At 42.5% G+C, this 19,629-nt stretch carries 16 protein-coding genes and 1 pseudogene; 9 read left to right on the top strand and 8 right to left on the bottom strand.

Annotation, left to right across the window (positions count from 1 at the left end; translation table 11 throughout):
- Positions 1 to 223 precede the first annotated feature (223 nt).
- On the top strand, positions 224 to 1,417 hold the full coding sequence (locus LOZ91_RS00780; protein WP_074383014.1) for an MFS transporter: 1,194 nt from the start codon (positions 224 to 226) through the stop codon (positions 1,415 to 1,417).
- 25 nt (positions 1,418 to 1,442) lie between these two features.
- Here LOZ91_RS00780 and LOZ91_RS00785 read toward each other — a convergent pair whose 3' ends face one another.
- The 6 genes from LOZ91_RS00785 to uvrB form a co-directional block, all read right to left on the bottom strand.
- The gene (locus tag LOZ91_RS00785) at positions 1,443 to 2,036 is read right to left on the bottom strand and encodes a hypothetical protein (protein WP_005096445.1); all 594 of its coding nucleotides are present in this window, start codon (positions 2,034 to 2,036) and stop codon (positions 1,443 to 1,445) included.
- 29 nt (positions 2,037 to 2,065) lie between these two features.
- Entirely contained in the window at positions 2,066 to 2,440 is a 375-nt protein-coding gene (locus LOZ91_RS00790; protein WP_005171768.1) for a helix-turn-helix domain-containing protein, read from the bottom strand.
- A 187-nt stretch (positions 2,441 to 2,627) separates the two neighbouring features.
- Positions 2,628 to 4,085: a glyceraldehyde-3-phosphate dehydrogenase gene (locus tag LOZ91_RS00795; RefSeq protein WP_005096443.1), complete on the bottom strand. Its 1,458-nt coding sequence runs from the start codon at positions 4,083 to 4,085 to the stop codon at positions 2,628 to 2,630.
- Positions 4,086 to 4,336: 251 nt separating this feature from the next.
- Positions 4,337 to 5,269 carry an EamA family transporter RarD gene (rarD, locus tag LOZ91_RS00800; protein ID WP_180000026.1) on the bottom strand — a complete coding sequence of 311 codons (933 nt, stop codon included), beginning with the start codon at positions 5,267 to 5,269 and terminating at the stop codon, positions 4,337 to 4,339.
- A 163-nt stretch (positions 5,270 to 5,432) separates the two neighbouring features.
- Positions 5,433 to 6,020 (bottom strand): lipocalin family protein, encoded by a 588-nt coding sequence (locus LOZ91_RS00805; protein WP_180000024.1) that lies wholly within the window; start codon positions 6,018 to 6,020, stop codon positions 5,433 to 5,435.
- A gap of 145 nt (positions 6,021 to 6,165) precedes the next feature.
- A complete protein-coding gene (gene uvrB / locus LOZ91_RS00810; protein ID WP_005096439.1) occupies positions 6,166 to 8,187 on the bottom strand; it encodes an excinuclease ABC subunit UvrB in 2,022 nt (673 codons plus the stop codon).
- Between the two features lie 233 nt (positions 8,188 to 8,420).
- On the opposite strand from uvrB, the gene LOZ91_RS00815 reads away from it, so the two are divergent.
- Positions 8,421 to 9,209, top strand: coding sequence for a hypothetical protein (locus tag LOZ91_RS00815; protein ID WP_180191149.1), 789 nt, complete (start codon positions 8,421 to 8,423; stop codon positions 9,207 to 9,209).
- Positions 9,210 to 9,483: 274 nt separating this feature from the next.
- Here the strand turns inward: LOZ91_RS00815 and LOZ91_RS00820 are convergent, their stop codons facing one another.
- Positions 9,484 to 9,663, bottom strand: a complete 180-nt coding sequence (locus tag LOZ91_RS00820; RefSeq protein ID WP_074383020.1) for a hypothetical protein — start codon at positions 9,661 to 9,663, stop codon at positions 9,484 to 9,486.
- Positions 9,664 to 10,101: 438 nt separating this feature from the next.
- Here LOZ91_RS00820 and LOZ91_RS00825 point away from each other — a divergent pair, with 438 nt between their 5' ends.
- The 5 genes and pseudogenes from LOZ91_RS00825 (at position 10,102) to LOZ91_RS00840 (ending at position 13,553) form a co-directional block, all read left to right on the top strand.
- The gene (locus tag LOZ91_RS00825; RefSeq protein ID WP_074383021.1) at positions 10,102 to 11,172 is read left to right on the top strand and encodes an OmpW family outer membrane protein; all 1,071 of its coding nucleotides are present in this window, start codon (positions 10,102 to 10,104) and stop codon (positions 11,170 to 11,172) included.
- A gap of 154 nt (positions 11,173 to 11,326) precedes the next feature.
- Complete coding sequence (locus LOZ91_RS00830; protein WP_005171778.1) at positions 11,327 to 12,541, top strand: MFS transporter; 1,215 nt, start codon at positions 11,327 to 11,329, stop codon at positions 12,539 to 12,541.
- Positions 12,534 to 12,668 carry a hypothetical protein gene (locus LOZ91_RS14580; protein ID WP_005096435.1) on the top strand — a complete coding sequence of 45 codons (135 nt, stop codon included), beginning with the start codon at positions 12,534 to 12,536 and terminating at the stop codon, positions 12,666 to 12,668. Before LOZ91_RS00830 ends, LOZ91_RS14580 begins: the two co-directional genes overlap by 8 nt.
- A gap of 161 nt (positions 12,669 to 12,829) precedes the next feature.
- Positions 12,830 to 12,925 (top strand): annotated as a pseudogene (locus LOZ91_RS00835) (TauD/TfdA family dioxygenase); the annotation flags it as partial.
- Between the two features lie 298 nt (positions 12,926 to 13,223).
- Positions 13,224 to 13,553, top strand: a complete 330-nt coding sequence (locus LOZ91_RS00840; protein WP_005096433.1) for a four-helix bundle copper-binding protein — start codon at positions 13,224 to 13,226, stop codon at positions 13,551 to 13,553.
- Positions 13,554 to 13,690: 137 nt separating this feature from the next.
- On the opposite strand, the gene sthA is transcribed toward LOZ91_RS00840, so the two are convergent.
- Positions 13,691 to 15,106: a Si-specific NAD(P)(+) transhydrogenase gene (gene sthA, locus LOZ91_RS00845; protein ID WP_005096431.1), complete on the bottom strand. Its 1,416-nt coding sequence runs from the start codon at positions 15,104 to 15,106 to the stop codon at positions 13,691 to 13,693.
- A 213-nt stretch (positions 15,107 to 15,319) separates the two neighbouring features.
- Here sthA and lipA point away from each other — a divergent pair, with 213 nt between their 5' ends.
- On the top strand, positions 15,320 to 16,333 hold the full coding sequence (gene lipA / locus LOZ91_RS00850) for a lipoyl synthase (RefSeq protein WP_244782506.1): 1,014 nt from the start codon (positions 15,320 to 15,322) through the stop codon (positions 16,331 to 16,333).
- Positions 16,334 to 17,050: 717 nt separating this feature from the next.
- On the top strand, positions 17,051 to 19,555 hold the full coding sequence (locus LOZ91_RS00855) for an acyl-CoA dehydrogenase (protein ID WP_005171780.1): 2,505 nt from the start codon (positions 17,051 to 17,053) through the stop codon (positions 19,553 to 19,555).
- Positions 19,556 to 19,629: the final 74 nt, after the last annotated feature.

Consider the following 19,629-nt stretch of genomic DNA (forward strand, 5'->3'; position numbering starts at 1 on the left):
TATTTTAAAGAATTTCTCGACTATATTTATATGCTATTCCATGAAGATCGCTTATTTAATCCTGTCATGTTATTGAACAGCCATTAATTTTTGATAAGTTTCAAAACTAAGCTCTATGCTTTTGTTTTAATATACTTTTTAATGATCACTTGATTGTTTTTAATTATTTCTGCTTTGTCGTGCAACTGCCTATAGTGTAGGCAATGTTAAAAGAGTCGGGCCTATGAGCAATTCAGAAAGGAAATCTGTCAGTCCATTGTCATCACAATTTGTATTATTGATGGCAATGGCATGTGGCTTATGTGCAGGCTCTGCCTATTTTAACCAGCCTCTGATCTATTCAATCGAGAAAAGTCTGGGCATTAGTACCAGTCAGGCCGGTTTTGCCGTGGTGATTGCACAGATTGGTTATGTCCTCGGCTTAATGCTTTTGGTTCCTTTGGGAGACTTTCTGAATAAACGCAAACTGATCGTTAACCTGATGGTCTTTGCAGCCATTTCGCAGATATTGCTTTCATTCAGTACGACTTTATCAATGTTATATCTGTTTACCTTGTGTGCCACCTTTGGCGCAATCTCGGCGCAGATCTTAATTCCTTTTGCATCGACCATTAGCCCACCTGAATCCAGCGCTGCTACAGTGGGTAAGCTGATGAGTGGGTTGGTGATGGGAATTATTCTGTCACGTACCTTTGCCGGCTTTGTTTCCACTTACTGGTCTTGGGAAGGTGTGTATTTATCCAGCGGTGTGATCACCTTGCTCTTTGCAGCACTCATGTGGAAAAAACTACCCGATACTCAAGCTCAGGCAGGCTTAACTATTGGTGACATTTACCGCTCTTTGTTTAGCCTTGCAGGTCAGAATCCACATTTAATCCGGCGTGCCTGTGCGGGTGCCTTGGGTTTTGGAATTTTATCGATGATCTTTACCTCGATGACTTTTGTATTAGGCAATGCACCTTATTATTTCACCGATTTCGAAATTGGGTTATTTGGCTTACTGGGCGTGATCGGGATTTATTCATCAAGCTGGTCAGGCAAAACCGTAGGACAAGGTAGAGAAAATCTGGTCGCCAAGCTATGCATTGTCCTGATGTTCGGCTCTACACTGCCCTTATATTTTGCCCAGCACAATATTGTAATCTATGCGATTGGTGTGCTGATGGCCTACTTTGGTCTGACAGCCTTCCATGTTTTGAATCAGAATCTGGTTTATCGGATTGATCTTAAATCGCGTTCACGTATTAATGCAGTCTATATGACGATTTACTTTAGTGGTGCCGCTTTAGGTTCGCTTGGTGCAGTCTATGCCTGGGAGCAGTTTGAATGGATCGGTTGCGTGATCCTTGGCTTTATTTTCTCGATTGGAATTTTACTGATTGATCGCTTGGATTTTAAGAAAATGCAAAATGCTTGATTCACAAAGGAATAAATCGATCAGTTTATTCCTTTTGGTAAAGTACATACTTCATTAACTCTGTTCTAAGATTAGAATTTTGTTCTCGATGAATACTACCTAATTGAGGTGTAATATTCGCGATATGTTCCAAATTTTCACTACCAACCAGTGCGTTATATCTTACATAGTTAAGCAAACATTGATTTTGAAATCTCCTAATTTGGTCTTTTAATTCTCCATCAGATATTGCTTTACCTAAAAATTTAAAAGCATCTTCTTGCTCATTAAATATAGATATAAATTTTTTATTCAATATTTTTATACTTTCATTTCGATCAGGTTTATAAATTAAATAATTACATATTTGATTACTAAGATGCTCAAGCTCAACAAGTTGAATAACTAGTCCTTTACAATAATTAGCAATTACTTCTACCCCTTTCTGCTCTCGCCAACTGGTATAGGTCATTAATATTGCAAGCGGTGCAAAGATCGTTGCTGACCAAAGCAAGAGATTGGTCGCTAAAGCAATATCAACATCTAAAAGTTTGAAGATTGCATAAATCGCAATGCATAAAACTAAAATGATTGCATACACTGCCAGTAAAGTAGCCAACAGATTTTCTGACTTTTTCATCTCTTGCTACCCCAAAAGCAATTTAGCTTCTATTTGGCAACACGTTGTTTATTTTCTAAAATTTCTGGTAAACCACGTTCAATCCAGTGAATCATTTGCATCACTTTATCTGCAGCTTGTGAACCGGTAATGGTCAACTGATATTCCACTTTTGGTGGCACAACCGGATAAACCGTTCTGAGCACAAAACCATCTTGTTCCAGCACTTTTAAAGTCTGGGAGAGCATCTTTTCACTCACCCCTTCAATCCGTTGTTTCAGTTCACTAAAACGATGCACACCTTCACTCAGGCAACGCAACACCAAGACCGACCATTTATTGGCAAGATGTTCCAATATTTCACGTGATGGACATTCAGTTGATAAAACCTGCCCTAGTAACGGACTAATTGCATAATTTGTCATAAATCTATCTCGGGATTTTATTACTTACTGATTTTAATATACTTACTCTTTGTAAGCTAACAGATTAATATTTCGTCAGCAAGCTGATTTACATTTCGTGATTGAATCGAATCCACCCGACTTCAATAAAAAATAAGTATAAAAAAAGAGCCTCCATAGAGACTCTTTTTTAAACTACATCAACAAATTATGCATTTGTTTCTGCAGGAACTTTAGGATAGCTTACGCCGCCCATTTGTTCAGCAATACGTAATACCTGGCAGCTATAACCCACTTCGTTATCGTACCAAACATAAGCAGTTAAACGGTTGCCTGAAGTGATTGTTGCTTGCGCGTCAAATACACCTGCAGTGCGTGAACCAATAAAGTCAGAAGAGACCACTTCAGTCGAGTTGGTATAACCGATTTGACCTTGAAGGATCGAACCGATTGAAATCTGACGAATATATTCGTTTACTTCATCACGATCAACGTCTTGACCTAAAGTCAGGTTAAGAATTGCAAGTGATACATTTGGCGTAGGAACACGTACAGAATTACCGGTCAATTTACCTTGAAGTGCTGGCAGCGCTTTAGCAACTGCTTTCGCTGCGCCAGTTTCAGTAATAACCATGTTCAATGTTGCAGCACGGCCACGACGGTCCGCTTTATGGTAGTTATCGATCAAGTTCTGGTCGTTTGTGAACGAGTGAACTGTTTCAACATGACCATTTAACACGGTGTATTTATCATGCAATACTTTCAGTGTTGGAGTAATTGCGTTAGTCGTACAGCTTGCAGCAGAGATGATGCTATCTTCAGCAAGGATGTCCGCCTGGTTCACACCGTAAACCACATTCTTCATGTCACCTTTACCAGGTGCAGTCAAAATAACACGAGCAGCGCCCGGGCATTTCAGGTGTTGAGCAAGACCTTCAGCATCACGCCATTTACCAGTGTTGTCGATTACAAGTGCATTGTTGATACCATATGCTGTGTAATCCACTTCAGAAGGATTAGACGCATAGATCACTTTAATGAAGTTACCGTTTGCAATAATTGCTTCGTTTTCTTCATCTACAGAAATCGTGCCTGCAAATGGGCCATGAATAGAGTCACGACGCAGTAGAGATGCACGTTTTTCCAAATCACCATCAGATGATTTACGAACCACGATCGCTTTCAGGCTAAGACCGCGACCCAGACCTGATTGACCAATCATCAAACGTGCCAGGATACGACCGATACGACCGAAACCATAAAGAACTACGTCTTTATGTTCTACAGCAGCAGCATTACCTTCTAGAGATTTAACAGCGTCTGCAACAAATGCATCGATGTCGCCGCCTTTTTCTTTAAATTCAACAGCAAGTTTACCTAGATCAACTTCAGCAGAACCGATGTTCTCAACTTTCGCCAATGCTTCAAGAATTGGGAATGTATTTACAACCGAAAGTTCAACATCGAGTACGCGAGTACGGCGGTGTGCTTTCAAGATCTGAATCACAGAACGGTTAATTAAAGAGCGACCATAAACTGTAGCTACAATATTTTTTTCACGATATAACTGACCAACAAGGGCAATCATGCGTTCCGCAAGTTCTTCACGGTTTTTCCAGCGACCTTGGTGCTCTGCATGTAGGGCAACGATAGTGTCTTTGCTCACAGATACGTCCTCTAATTAATTGTAAATCTAGGCATAAATTTCAAAACCCCATAATTGTAATGGAATTGGAGGCAACTTTGAATCAAAAGCTCACCGAGACGAGTGGTTTTTAACGTATATTCACTATAAATCTGGGAAATAGTTGCAATTAGCTAAATGATTTTGCATTCAAAAATTTTAAAAGCATGCGTTTTCCCGTACGGAGCAGAAATTTGTTAAATGTTGTTTATTCATTCGATCTCTTTTTGATTTTAAGAGTCTAGTCGATCCTGATAGTTTGCCAGATTTTTCTTAAGCGCTAATTGCTGTTTACGCTGCTTAAATAGATGCAGAATCCCTTCAATCACCAGCACCAATACGGCGAGCCAAATTGGAATATAAGTCAGCCACTCGCCAGCTTCCACACGCTCCCCCAAAGCCATCGAGGCAAAGGCCAACAGCACAGGTTCCAGATAACTCAACAACCCAAAAATAACAAAGGGTAAATATCGGCTGGCGAGAATATAGCTACCGAGTCCCAGTGCACTCAAAAAACCCAGTACCAATACTGCCCAGATCAAATGAGAATGATTTAACATGAGCTGCATCGAGTCGCTATAAATAAAACCCAGATAAAATGCAGCGGGTAAAATCAGACATAGATCCCACCAGAAGCCCCCCAGATGATCCGTAGCAAATTTACGCCGCATGAAGAAATACAAAGGATAGGCCAAAGCCACATAGACCGTTTCCCATGCAATTGAACCAATTCGCCAGATCTCATGCCCTACACCCAATACAGCCAAAGTGACAGCCACCATCTGGAATGATGATAATTTCTCTTTATAGAGCATACAGCCGACCAGCACCATCACCAGAGGCAACAAAAAATAACCGAGTGAGACTTCTAGGCCACGGCCATTAATAGGGCCCCACAAGAACAGCCATAACTGTGTGGTACATAACAAAGAGCTGATCAGCAACCAGATCAAAAACGCAGGTTGCTGTAAAACCCGCTTAAAGATACTGCTGATATGTTGCAGATCACCCGACCACCACATAAAGGCAGTTAAAAACGGAATCGTGGCCAGCATACGCCAGGCAAAGGTCTGTTCACTATCTAAAGGCTGTAAGAAAGGCGTAAATACATAGAGCACCCCGAAAACCACCGAGGCCAATACAGATAACGCAATGCCTTTATACATAGTCAAACTCTACTTTCATTCGCCGGCATTATAACGATTAGTACACTAGAAAGCTTGATGCTTCATCTATTTAAAGTGAAATCACTACCCTACTTTGAAATATATTTTTGCTCATAAAAATAAAAAACCATGCCTAAGCATGGTTTCGATTAAGAAGATATTTCTATCTTTGCGTTTGTTTGGTATGAATCACATCACTCAGGTCATAACCCACAGACTGTGCATATTGCAAATATTCGTTTACAACATTTTTATCTAATTGCGGATTACGTGATAGTATCCACATGTATTTACGTTTAGGCTCACCGACCAGAACGGTTTGATAATTCTCATCCAGTTTTAAGACCCAATAATCGCCACGCCCGACCGGAATCCAGCGAATAAAGTCGGGCAGGAAACTGACTTTTAATTTGGTATTTTGCGGTGGATCTTGCACAAATGCCTCACCCAAGGATTGGGTTGGCTGACCATCTTTTTTAGTACAGCGGTTATCGACCACAATATTGCCATTTTCATTCAAGGTATAGGTTGCAGTTACATCACGATCACATTTATTTTGAAAAGACAAAGGCTTGCGCGCCACTTCATACCAAGTCCCCAAATAACGGTCCAGTTCTACTTTTTCAACGGTCGGTAATGGCTCATTTTGCGCATAGGCCATCGTTGCCGCGCCCAAACCCAGAAGAACCGCACTACCCACAGCAATTTTTGCCAGCTTCAATCCAGTACCTGAAGAATTTTGAGTTGTCATAAAAATACCTATTATATGTTCACAAAATATTTATTTAAAAATTTTCTGTTCTTACAATAGCCTTATCCAAGCACTTGATTTGTTACATTATGTTTGGTTTATGATTGACTTTAGGTCATTGAAATAAAACTTCATGTAAAAAAAATCAATCAAACATCTGGGCTTTTAAGCGCAAAATTTCATCACGCAGACGTGCAGCCTGCTCAAACTGTAACTCTTTAGAGGCTTTCAGCATTTCCTTTTCAAGCTTGTTAATATGCTTCGCAAACATTTTCGGGTCTGCCATGATATGTCGTTCATCTGCACTGATCGCGCGCGCCTGATCAGAAGCTTTCAATTCAATTGAATCATCATCCAATATTTCACCGGTATCAATTTCCTTGATTACCTGACGGACTGCGCTACGCGGAGTAATACCATGCTCTTCATTAAACTGAATCTGCTTGGCACGACGTCGATCTGTCTCATCAATGGCTTTTTGCATTGAGTCAGTTATTCGATCTGCATACAAAATCGCCCTCCCTTTCAGGTTACGCGCAGCACGCCCGATAGTCTGAATGAGAGAACGCTCAGAACGCAGGAAACCTTCTTTATCGGCATCCAGAATCGCAACCAGTGACACTTCCGGCATATCCAGACCTTCACGCAGCAGGTTAATCCCGACCAGCACATCGTGTACGCCAGTACGCAGCTCATGAATAATCTTGACGCGCTCAACGGTGTCGATATCCGAGTGTAAATAAGCGACCTTAATCCCGTACTCTTTTAAATAAGAGGTCAGGTCTTCTGCCATGCGCTTGGTCAAGGTGGTGACCAGTACCCGCTCATTGATATCTTTGCGCAGATTAATTTCTGAAAGTACATCATCGACTTGCGTCAGTACCGGACGAATTTCAATTTCAGGATCGATCAGACCGGTCGGACGTACCACCTGCTCGACAATCTGCTGCGATTTTTCCAGTTCATAACGTGCTGGCGTTGCGCTGACATAAACGGTGGTCGGGACAATGCGTTCCCATTCTTCAAATTTCATCGGGCGGTTATCTAGCGCGCTTGGCAAACGGAAGCCGTAATTCACCAGATTTTCTTTGCGCGAACGGTCGCCTTTATACATGGCACCAATTTGTGGCACAGTCACATGCGATTCATCAATAATCAGCAAGGCATCATCGGGAATATAATCGAACAAGGTGGGTGGCGCCTCGCCTGAAGGACGTCCAGACAAATGACGCGAGTAGTTTTCGATGCCATTGGTATAGCCCAACTGCTGCATCATTTCCAGATCATAACGGGTACGCTGTTCAATCCGCTGCGCTTCCAGCAATTTGTCATTTTCACGAAAGAACACCAGTCGTTCTTTGAGTTCTTCCCGAATGGTTTCAATCGCGCGGGATAAATTGTCTTTTGGCGTGACATAGTGACTTTTGGGATAAATCGTCACCCGCGGGACTTTGCGCACCATTTTTCCGGTCAGTGGATCAAACCAGCGGATGGAGTCGACTTCATCATCAAACAGTTCAATCCGGATGGCATCCTGATCCGATTCTGCCGGAAAAATATCGATAATTTCCCCACGAATACGATAAGTACCGCGCAGGAATTCCAGTTCATTACGCGAATACTGCATTTCGACCAGACGGCGGATAATGTCATCACGACCAATGCGGTCGCCTTCCACCACATGCAGCAACATGCTCATGTAGGCATTCGGATCACCCAAACCATAAATTGCAGAAACTGATGCGACAATAATTGCATCACGACGTTCTAATAATGATCGGGTCGCGGAAAGACGCATCTGGTCAATATGGTCATTAATTGCGGCATCTTTCTCGATAAAAGTATCTGAAGATGGCACATAAGCTTCCGGCTGATAATAATCATAATAACTGACAAAATACTCGACGGCGTTATTCGGGAAAAATGCTTTAAATTCGCCATAAAGCTGTGCAGCCAGCGTTTTGTTATGTGCCATGACAATGGTCGGACGCTGGGTCTGTGCAATTACATTGGCCATGGTATAAGTCTTACCCGACCCGGTAACGCCCAGTAAAAGCTGATCATGAAAGCCCTGTTCAATACCCTTGACCAGCTTTTCAATGGCCTGTGGCTGATCACCTGCGGGTTGATAACTGGTTACTAATTCAAAGGGTTGCTTATCAGTCACAGCTACATGTCTCAACTCGAATGCGGATCAGGAATTTTAGCAGATTTCAGACTTGCCGGAGCAGATTCCATAGCCAAAATACCGAAATCCAACAGATGATGACAGTCGAGAAATATGTTGAGAATTCTCATATTTAGTCAGTCTTTCAACATTCAGGCCATCCCTGCTTTTTACTTGACCCCAACCCCGATCAAAGGCAACATGAAGATCAGAATGGCCTCGAATAGACAATTATGACTTACCACTATCACGATGAAAGTATTGTTAAATCCCTTCCGGAAAATACCGTGTTTGTTTTTGGCAGCAATCTGGCGGGACAGCATGGTGCAGGTGCAGCAAGAACAGCGCTTGAGCATTTTGGTGCAGTGATGGGCGTCGGTCGTGGCTGGTCGGGTCAAAGCTATGCGATTCCCACCATGAACGAGCATTTGCAGCAAATGCCGTTGTCACAAATCCAGCACTATATTGATGACTTCAAGATTTACACCAAAAACCATTCTAAAAATAAATATTTTATTACGTCTTTAGGATGCGGGATCGCAGGTTATAAAGTCGAAGAAATTGCACCGATGTTTAAAGGCATTTCACGCAATGTCATTTTCCCGCAATCTTTCCGCCCTTTTGTGGAAAAGCCTCTACCCAAATTAAGCGCAAACTTCCTACATACGATTTTTCGCGATTCAGTCATTTTAAATCCTGCGACTGATGAACTGATTGAAGAATTGCCATTGACCGAAAATGAAAAAAGTCTGGCGAGGATTATTTTAAATACCCAGATCTATCCGACCGACAGCAATGGGCGGGAACGGGTCTTCGAAATTGAAGATATCCTGCATAATCTAAATACTAAACTAATCGATTTTCAGAGTCATTCGGAAGGTGCCATGCTGTTTGGGGGTGTAATTTTAGCGCTACTTGAGCTGTATAATATTAATGAAAAAGACTTTATTGATGTCTGGCAAGAACAGCGAGAAATTGCCCCACCAAAACCGGAAAATAAAGCACGTAAAAGCATTCGCTAATAACCTATCTCTCTAAAAGCCAATTTCTGAATTGGCTTTTTTTATGGGGAGAAGCCATGCAATAGCTCAGGCGAACGTTTAGCTTCCCTGTCGATGCGATGTTCTAGACCTTGAATGCAGCAGCTCAAAGTAATAAAGAATATGGATAATTCAATAGGATTCAGAGTGTATTTTGCGGGAAAATAAATAGACCAATAAAATTGTGATGACTTAAATGCCAAATATTACACACAAAAAAAGCCATGGTTCATCATAGCTTTTTAAGTTGGATCAATTAGCGCTTGCCCATTGAACGACGAGTACCGCGTGGCGGCATCCAGGTACGGTCAGCATAACGCTGCGGTCTTGGTCTTAAATCTTCTAGAACTTCTTCTGCTGCATTCTGTTCTGCCTGCTTGATCGGAAAAGGCAAATTAACTAGGGGCTTTTTTTGGGGAGGCGTTTGGGTGCTCATATGATTCACTCAATAATATATGTGCCTATTGTACAAAAAAACTCAGGTGACTGGGTAGCATGATCTAGGATAAATTCATCCAGCTCTTTTTCTGGCTGCAGTCATGCAGAAAAAAACTAGCCAATTCTCAAACCACTTCCCCCCCTGTGCTTTGTCTCAACTCAAACATGAGCGTCAAATACAAAATCAAAAACATGCTGATAAAAAGACCAAATGTTTTCTAAGGCCAGCTGGGCATAATGGACTTAAATAGCTATTTTTCAGGTAGTTTGATCTAAATAACCCAATCCCACAAAACATAAAATATACAATAGATACAAATATTAACCAACGGTTAACCTTTGACCTGTTGTTCTATAACTGAATTTTTTAATGAAATTCACATAATAAATTTACTAGAAAAACGAATAAACACAGTGGACATGGAGTTCCAAATCAATGAAAACAATGCTGGCATGTATGGCAGGCCTAGCCACTTTACCTATGGTTGCACATGCAGATTCACCTTATTTTAGTCTGCAGGATGGAGATGGCTTTAAGCGCTTTTCTGTATCAGTCGGTGCCTTGCATGTCATGCCGCAAGGTAAAGCACAGCCTGTTCGTGTCAATACTGCGATTAATGAAGGCTATCAATCTAAAGTTGGAGATATTCAGGCGCAAACCGTCATAGACAACCTTGACCCCGACCGCAAACCAAACCGTGTGGTTGAAGGATTAGTCAGACTAATTGGTGCATTTGGGGGTAAAGTATCTAGTGGCCTTTCTGGAGATTCCTACGTATATGGTCTTTCAGAATGGGATAATCCAGGAACAGGTCTGGAAGCCGATGATGTCACTACCTTAGGCATTATGTCCAACTACTATTTTACCGATAATATTTCGTTTGAAATGAAAGCTGGCATTCCTCCCAAGGTCGATATCAAGGGCAAAGGCACAATCTATGCGCCATTTGCCGCTGTGGCAACGCCATTAGGCGGGATTGCAGGTAATTTGAATCTTGCTAATGACATTAGAATTACAGATCTAGCCCAGTCTAGCAAAGCAGCAGAAGCACGTGCCTGGACCCCTGCTTTTGAATTCCAGTATCATTTTGGTAAAACCGGGGTCAATAAATTCAGACCTTATGTAGGGGTAGGCTTAATGTACGCTTATTTCAATGAGCTTGAAATGGATAAAGGCATTGAATCTGATCTCGTTGCTGCAGGTCATATGATCCAGAATATTATTAATCAGAATGCTGGTGCTTCCTTGGAAATGAAGGACAGTACTGGCAGAATGAAAGTGGATCTTGAGGCTACCGATGCCTTTGCTCCCGTAGCGACTGTGGGCTTCACTTATGATTTCAATGAGAAATGGTTTGCAGTTGGTTCAGTATCTTATGCCCATTTGAAAAATGAATCTAAAATTACAGTAATTAATGAAAATACCGGACAAACCCTGATTAGCTCAAAAGCTGATGTGGAAATCAATCCTATTCTGGCCTATGCAGGATTCGGGATGCGTTTCTAATTTCAAGATCAGGTTTTAGGAAAACGGCTTCGGCCGTTTTTTTAAGCTTAAAATATTGATAAAAAAAATTTATCTTTTGATTAATTTTTATTTTATCGCCTCCATAGCTTGAATCGAATACCATAAGCGCTTATTTCATCTGCATGCTCACCCTATGTCCGATACTCCATTTTCCAAAGCGCTTATTTTTATGCTGATTGGCTCCGCTATCATTCTGGCATTGTCATTGGGCGTACGTCATGCATTTGGTCTTTATCTGGTGCCGATGAGTGATGAATTTGGTTGGGGACATAATGTTTTTAGCTTGGCGATTGCCATGCAAAACCTGATCTGGGGAGCAGTACAACCCATTACTGGAGCCTTCGCAGATAAATATGGCAGCAAGATTGTCGTTGCCGTAGGTGGGGCACTCTATGCCGTGGGCTTGCTACTCATGGCGGTCAGTTCTACTGGACTGCTGTTAAATCTGAGTGTGGGCCTGATTTTAGGTCTGGCCCTGTCTGCAACATCTTTCCCTGTTTTACTGTCTGCTGTAGGACGTGCTGCACCACCAGAAAAACGCAGTCTGGCGATGGGTATTGCCAGTGCGGCCGGATCTTTTGGCCAGTTTATCATGCTGCCTTCGACCCTGTTGCTGTTACAGAATGTCGGTTGGTCAGGAGCATTGGTGGTCAGTGCGATTTTGATTGCCCTGATTGTACCACTGGCCTGGATGCTGAAAGCACCAATGTATATTCATCCAAATGCAGCATCTACACCCAATAAAGTGTCCCTCAGTTTTAAACAGATTCTGCTGGTAGTGAAAAATCATAAACCCTTCTGGTTTCTGTCTATGGGCTTTTTTGTCTGCGGTTTCCAGGTGGTATTTATTGGCATTCACCTGCCGGGTTATCTGATTGATCACGGTTTTAATGCCACCACAGGGACTATTTTTCTGGCATTGGTGGGTCTATTTAATGTGGTCGGCACCTATACTGCAGGCTGGCTCGGGGGTAAATATTCCAAACCGCATTTGTTGATGGGTCTCTATGGCTTACGCGGGATCGCAATTACTGCCTTTCTCATGCTGCCACTGAGCACATGGACAGTCTATGCCTTTGGTGTCATTATGGGATTACTCTGGCTATCGACCGTTCCGCTCACCAACGGCATTGTGGCGAATATGTTCGGGGTGAAATACCTGACCATGCTCAGTGGTATCGTGTTTTTTACCCATCAGGTCGGCTCGTTTTTCGGTGGTTATCTTGGCGGAGTCAATCATGACTTGAGTGGTAATTATAATGCTGTCTGGATGCTGTCGATTGCCTTAAGCATTTTTGGCGTATTGGTACATTTCTGGGTCAATGAGGAGCAAATTGTGCATGACTGATTCTATGCTCATACTCAAAATCTCGATTGCTGTGGCGCTCTTGCTTTTATTCGCTCTGTCGGTGGCATTATGGATCCAGACACCGCAGCTGTTTGAATACTTTAATCAGGCCTTTTGTGCGCATTAAACTGCTGAAATTTACTCAGCTAAATAAACACAATTCACAGCACAACAACTTAAATGATTCATAATCAATAGAATAATAAAAATACAAGGTTATTCATAAACTGATCATTACTTTTTTAATTTTATTTCAATCTGGAAATTTTCTTAGATGCTCATGAACAAGAAAATTCCGAGACTTTACACTCCCGTTGTCTTTTTCCAGCCGATCAGTACCATTTGCTTAAACGGATCAGTCTTGCCAGTAGTCGCCCGTTTTAATGAGAAACATCATAATAAAAAAGGGATAATCCAGCCTTCCAGAAGAATTAGATCAGCGAGGTATACACTTTCAGCATTGAGGAACTAACCACCTCAACGGTGTTTTATTTTTGGAATATTGCCAGTTCTGCTCGAGTGAATTTTATTTTCAAGCTTAATCAATATAAGATTCTTTCGTATATCCTTTACATAACCAAGTTATTCTTTACTTTTTCTCACCTAATTAACCTAGTGTGTTTTCCTTTTTCTGCTTAGCGTATTCAGTCATAAATATGTTTATCGCCTTAAGGAGAAAAAGATGAATACCCGTCATTTGTCAGATTGTGTTCAAACCTGTATGAGCTGCTCCCTTACCTGTACCGCCTGTGCAGCTGCCTGCTTAAAAGAAGAACATGTAGAAATGATGCGTGAATGCATCCAGCGTTGTCTGGATTGTGCCGATATTTGTCAGCTCTGCGCGCGTATGGAGCAGAAGCAATCGCCTTTTATGCAGGAAATCTGCGAGCTGTGTGCCAAGGCTTGTGATTATTGCGCAGAAGAATGCAGTCAGCACCAACATGAACATTGTCAGCAATGTGCAGAAGCCTGTCGCCGTTGTGCGGAAGAATGCCGAAAAATGGCTGCTTAAAAACCAAGTTAATCAACTTTATCTTCATCCGAATTGAATTGGTTAATGCTTTATCTTCTAGCTGATTTAAAGCATTTAAAACAAAAAACCCGCAAGCCTTCACTTACGGGTTTTTAAATCCAAGGCAAACATCTCGCTTAGAATAAACGATTCATACCATTGAGCGTCGCTACACGGTAGGCTTCCGCCATGGTCGGATAGTTAAACGTGGTTTCTACAAAATACTTGATCGTGTTGTTTGGACTGTTCATCACCGCCTGACCAATGTGGATAATTTCAGATGCATTATTACCGAAGCAATGTACACCCAAAACTTCCAGCGTTTCACGATGGAACAAAATCTTTAATTCGCCCATAGTGTCACCGGTAATTTGCGCACGCGCCAAATGACGGAACGAGGCCTGACCGACTTCATACGGAATTTTTTCTTCAGTCAACTGCTGCTCAGTTTTACCAATCGAAGAAATCTCGGGAATGGTATAAATTCCGGTTGGAATATCAGTAACGGGGGCAACGTCTGGCTCACCGCTCATATTGGCACCCGCGCAACGACCTTGGTCATAAGCAGCAGATGCAAGCGACGGCCAACCGATTACATCACCGGCAGCATAGATATTTTCAACTTCAGTCTGGTATTGATCATTTACCGTCAACTGACCACGGCTGTTTGGTTTCAGGCCAACATTTTCCAGCCCTAAACCATCGGTATTACCTGAACGGCCGTTACACCACAAAATTGCATCGGCTTTAATTTTTTTGCCGCTTTGCGTGTGCATCACCACATGATCATCAAATGTTTCTAAAAAGTCGATCTGTTCATTGTGACGAATCAGCACACCTTGCTCACGCAAGTGATAAGACAGCGCATCGGAAATTTCATCATCCAGATAGCTTAACAGTTTGTGCTGGGTATTGATTAAATCAACTTTATGCCCAAGACCAATGAAAATCGATGCATATTCACAGCCAATTACACCTGCGCCATAAATGATGATTTTCTGGATAGAAAAGTCCAGATCCAGAATTTTATCTGAATCAAATACACGTGGATGATTAAAATCAAGAATTTCTGGGCGATACGGACGCGAACCGCTGGCAATGACCAGTTGCTTAAACATCAAGGTTTCTTTAATGCCATCTGGACTAAATACAAAAATAGTATTTTGATCCTGAACATAGGCTCGACCATGATAGATATCGATCTTGTTACGGTCATAGAACCGTGAATGTGTATCTACTTGTTGTTGAATCACTTTATGCGCATGACGCAATACTTGCTTCATGGTGAACTGTTTCCAGTCCCCAACTTTCTGAAACAGTGGATCACGTTGATAACGGATAATACTGGATACCGTTTGACGCAATGCTTTACTTGGAATAGTACCTACATGGGTACAGTTACCACCTAGCTGTTCACGCATCTCAACGATTGCAACACGCTTACCAGATTTGGCAAGTTTCATTGCCGCGCCTTCGCCCGCAGGGCCCGAACCTAGAACTACCGCATCATATTTAACGAAAGTCCCACTAACGACCTCTTTTTTACGTGGCATTCAACGCTCCTCAAAATTAAAAAATTCACTTTAATCTACCTGCTTATTATGACGTAAATCCTGTTGATTTTGTGTATTTAACTCACATATATTGGTTGATGAGAACATTTTTTAAATGAATACCCCTTTTTGCCCTATTTATAGCTAAGTTCGTTATAATAAACGCGCTATCTTTGATCATCTCCCCCTTCAAAAACAGTGGAAAAGTTGAATATGTCTGAAAACCGTAAACCTGAACAGGGTGTCAAACTTCGTGGCGCAGAGAAAGTCGCTCGTATTCCTGTAAAAGTGATCCCTACGGTTGAAACACCACGTAAGCCGGACTGGATTCGCGTAAAGATGGCAGCACCGGAAGAAGTACAACGGATTAAAACAACGCTTCGCGAGCAAAAACTACATACTGTCTGTGAAGAAGCAGCCTGTCCAAACCTGCCTGAATGTTTTGGTGGCGGTACCGCAACCTTTATGATTATGGGTGATATCTGTACCCGTCGCTGTCCATTTTGCGATGTAGCACATGGTCGGCCAAATGCATTGGATGCAGATGAACCGCGCCACATGGCCGAAACCATTGCTAATCTTGGGTTGAAATATGCCGTGATTACCTCTGTAGACCGTGATGACTTACTCGATGGTGGTGCGCAGCATTTTGTCGATTGTATTAAAGAAGCACGTGCTTTAAGTCCAAAAACTTTACTTGAAATTTTGGTACCGGACTTCCGTGGCCGTATGGATATTGCAATGCGCATCATGACCGAATGTCCACCCGATGTGTTTAATCATAATATTGAAACAGTGCCGCGTTTATATAAAGCGATGCGTCCAGGTTCTGATTATCAGCACTCTTTAAACCTGTTAAAAATGTTTAAAGAATATTGCCCGAATATTCCAACCAAATGTGGCCTGATGGTCGGTATTGGTGAGACTGAAGAAGAAGTGCTTGCCTTACTTGACGATTTACATGCACACGGCGTGGACTATGTGACGATTGGTCAGTATCTACAGCCTTCTAAAGAACATGCAGCGATTGATCGCTTTGTGACCCCTGAAGAATTCGAACGTTATACCGAACATGGCCAAAAACTGGGCTTCCGCAATATCTGGGCAGCACCCATGGTTCGTTCAAGCTACTTTGCCGATCGTCAATACTACGGCGAACCGGTTCCAGCAGTGCGTCGTAAAACTGACCCTGCCAAGAAAATTGCTGTTCAGGCCATTGAAGCTTAGTCCTGTTTAAACCAATGAAATAAAAGCCCTCTCAAGTAGAGTAATGCCAGTCAGTTAAGCAATTGACTGGCATTTTATTTTTTAAATTCAGTATTATATTTGATAGATAGCAAAGTTATCCGCAACTGTTTGAAGCATGAGGTATATTGCACGGCAATATTAAAAAAATGATGGTTTCCATGACAAATTTACTAGTGGATGGTGGCTGACGAGTTTTGCGGTGAGGGATCACAAGATGCCTTCCTTGCGAAGTTTCGCTTCTCATTTGGGCGAAACCAAAGTAACAAATGATTTACAAATATTTGATTTAAAAAGTTAAGACTCCATCTTGAACGACCTTGAACGACTAAGCAGTTAAAGAGTCTATTTCTAAATTCTTTAACTGATCAGCTTTACTCTCCAGTAGAGGGCTTTTTAATATCCATATTAAAATTTTACTGAGCGTTAAACCCCATTTTTTATTTTAGATAAAGATTAAGTCATTACTTATCTTCACATTTCTTTGCGCGTTCTCACTTGAAGATTGATCATTTTTCCAACAACCTCAAAATAGATGCAAGACTTAAACATATCGTTGCCATACTTAAAAAGATCATTCTCACAAATCCAATGCTAAACCTGTTTGATTCTCGAACGACTAAAAATGAATGAACGGTGGTGAAATATCCGAGAAATCCAGACAAAGCCAGTGTTGTATAAATCTGGAGAAATATAACAATGTCATTTATTTTCGCTGTGCTACTGCTATTACTGAGTTTATGGGCAGTTTTCTATTTTCAGCTCTCGCGTAGTGCAGGTGCAATCGTGCTGATGGTCGTGTCAGTGGTCTGTGCCTTTCTTAGTCCGTGGTCACTGATTCTTGGTATCCCGCTCATCCTGATCAGCCTCGTGGTGATAATCGACCCTTTGCGCATGTCGTTTATTTCCAGACCGGCCTATAAAGCACTGGCCAATGCCATGCCGAGCATCAGTCCGACAGAGCGTGAAGCACTCGACTCTGGAACCAGCTGGTGGGAAAAAGAACTGTTTATGGGTGCACCGAACTGGGAAACCTTTAATAGCTATCCTTATCCAAAACTCTCGCTAGAAGAACAGGCCTTTCTGGACAATGAAGTTGAAACCTTGTGCAGCATGCTGGATGAATGGGAAATTCACGAGCAGAAAGCGCTGCCTGATCATGTCTGGCAATATATTAAGGAGCATGGTTTTTTGGGCCTGATTATTCCCAAAGAATATGGTGGTCGCGCATTTAGTTCTTTTGCTCAAAGCCGGGTGATGAGCAAGATTTCCTCTCGCTCCCTCACCACGGCCGTGAGTTGCATGGTACCGAACTCTCTCGGCCCGGGTGAACTATTGCTGCATTATGGTACTGAGGAACAGAAAAACCGTTACCTGCCGGGCCTGGCGCGAGGTGAAGAAATTCCCTGTTTCGGCCTGACCAGTCCTGAAGCCGGCTCTGATGCAGGCGCTATTCCCGATACTGGCGTGGTCTGCTATGGCCAGTTTGAAGGTCAGGAAGTCCTAGGCTTGCGAATGAATTTTTCCAAACGCTGGATTACGCTGGCACCCATTGCAACAGTGGTAGGTCTGGCCTTTAAAATGTATGACCCGGATCATCTTTTGGGCGAGCAGACAGAATATGGTATTACCTGTGCCCTGCTACCTGCCAGTCACGAAGGGGTGCAAGTAGGTCCTCGTCATAATCCCGGCCCACCATTCATGAATGGTACAGTTGAAGGTAAAGATGTATTTATTCCTCTGGACTGGATTATTGGTGGCGTAAAAAATGCCGGTAAGGGCTGGCGCATGCTGATGGAATGTCTGGCTGTGGGTCGTGGCATTTCCCTACCGGCACTGTCCACTTCTGCGGCAGAAATGACTTATTTAAATGTCGGGGCTTTTTCCCGAATCCGTCAACAATTTAAAATTTCAGTCGGCAAGTTTGAAGGTGTTCAGGAAGCCAATAGTGAAATTGCCAGTGATACCTATATGCTGGAAGCTTTCCGTTATCTGGTGACTTGTGGCCTTAATCAGGGCGGCAAGCCTGCTGTAATGACAGCGATTGCCAAATACTATGCCACGGAGGGAATGCGTAAGGTGGTGAATCACGGGATGGATGTGGTCGGTGGCCGCGCCATTCAGATGGGGCCACGTAATTTTCTGGCACCTTATTATCAAGCGATTCCAGTCTCCATTACCGTTGAAGGTGCAAATATTCTCAGTCGCTCCCTGATGATTTTCGGTCAGGGTTCAATGCGCTGTCATCCTTATCTCTATGAAGAATTACAACTCTTACAGGCTGAAGACCCGGCAGCAGCACTCAACCCTTTTGATCATTTGCTGTTTAAACATCTGGGTTATACCTTTAACCGTACCGCCCGTTCCTTTGCCTACGCATTTACGGGTGGTTCAAGTACAGCACCTCAAAGTGCAGTTGAGTTTACCCGACCTTATTACAAGGTCATTAACCGGCTGAGCGCCAACTTTGCCTTAACCGCAGACATGTGTCTGGGTTTGCTGGCAGGCGATATCAAACGCAAAGAAATGCTGTCCGGACGTCTCGCCGATATTCATGCTCACCTGTTTATTGCCTCCTCTATTCTGAAGTATTTTGAGCATAGCAAAAAGACTGAAGCTGAACGTTTGCATGCACAGCTTGCAATAGAAAAGTCACTCTATACAGCGCAGGAAGCATTTTATGATCTGTTTGCTAACTTCCCGGCCGGTGCAGCAGCAGGCATGGTCAAGCTGTTATGTTTCCCATTTGGCCGTCCCGTACACAAACCCTCAGACCAGCTTAAACAGCAGGTTGCAAATAGCATGATGGAAGATAACGCATTCCGTCAGGTATTGAAAAAGCATGTCTATTACAATACCCATGAAACTGATGTCACTGGACGCATGGAATCGACTTTCGCTTTGCTACTGGATATTGAACAGCTTTGGGATCGCTTTAAAAAAGCTGAAAACAAAGGTCAGTTTAAAGGTTTAAGCTTTGCCGAGCATGTGACAGATGCACAGCAACATGGCTTTATTAATGATAGAGAAGCAGAAAAACTGCTTCACTATAATGCACGTCGTTATGACAGCATGCTCACAGATGTCTTTGATCTGCATTTACAGGAAGTATTGGAGTTGGAGAACCCCCATATTCGTAAAGCAGATGCGACAGGAACCGATACTTCTGTTCAAACCGATCCTTTACACTCAACTTCGCCTTAAATCAAACTTTGACCAAAGGTGTCATAAATTCCAAAGTGGGATCGTAGTTGAATATTTCACTTTAGAACCTTTCC

Origin of the sequence: Acinetobacter sp. F-1, assembly GCF_022869025.1 — a bacterium.
Classification (GTDB): Bacteria; Pseudomonadota; Gammaproteobacteria; order Pseudomonadales; family Moraxellaceae; genus Acinetobacter; species Acinetobacter pseudolwoffii.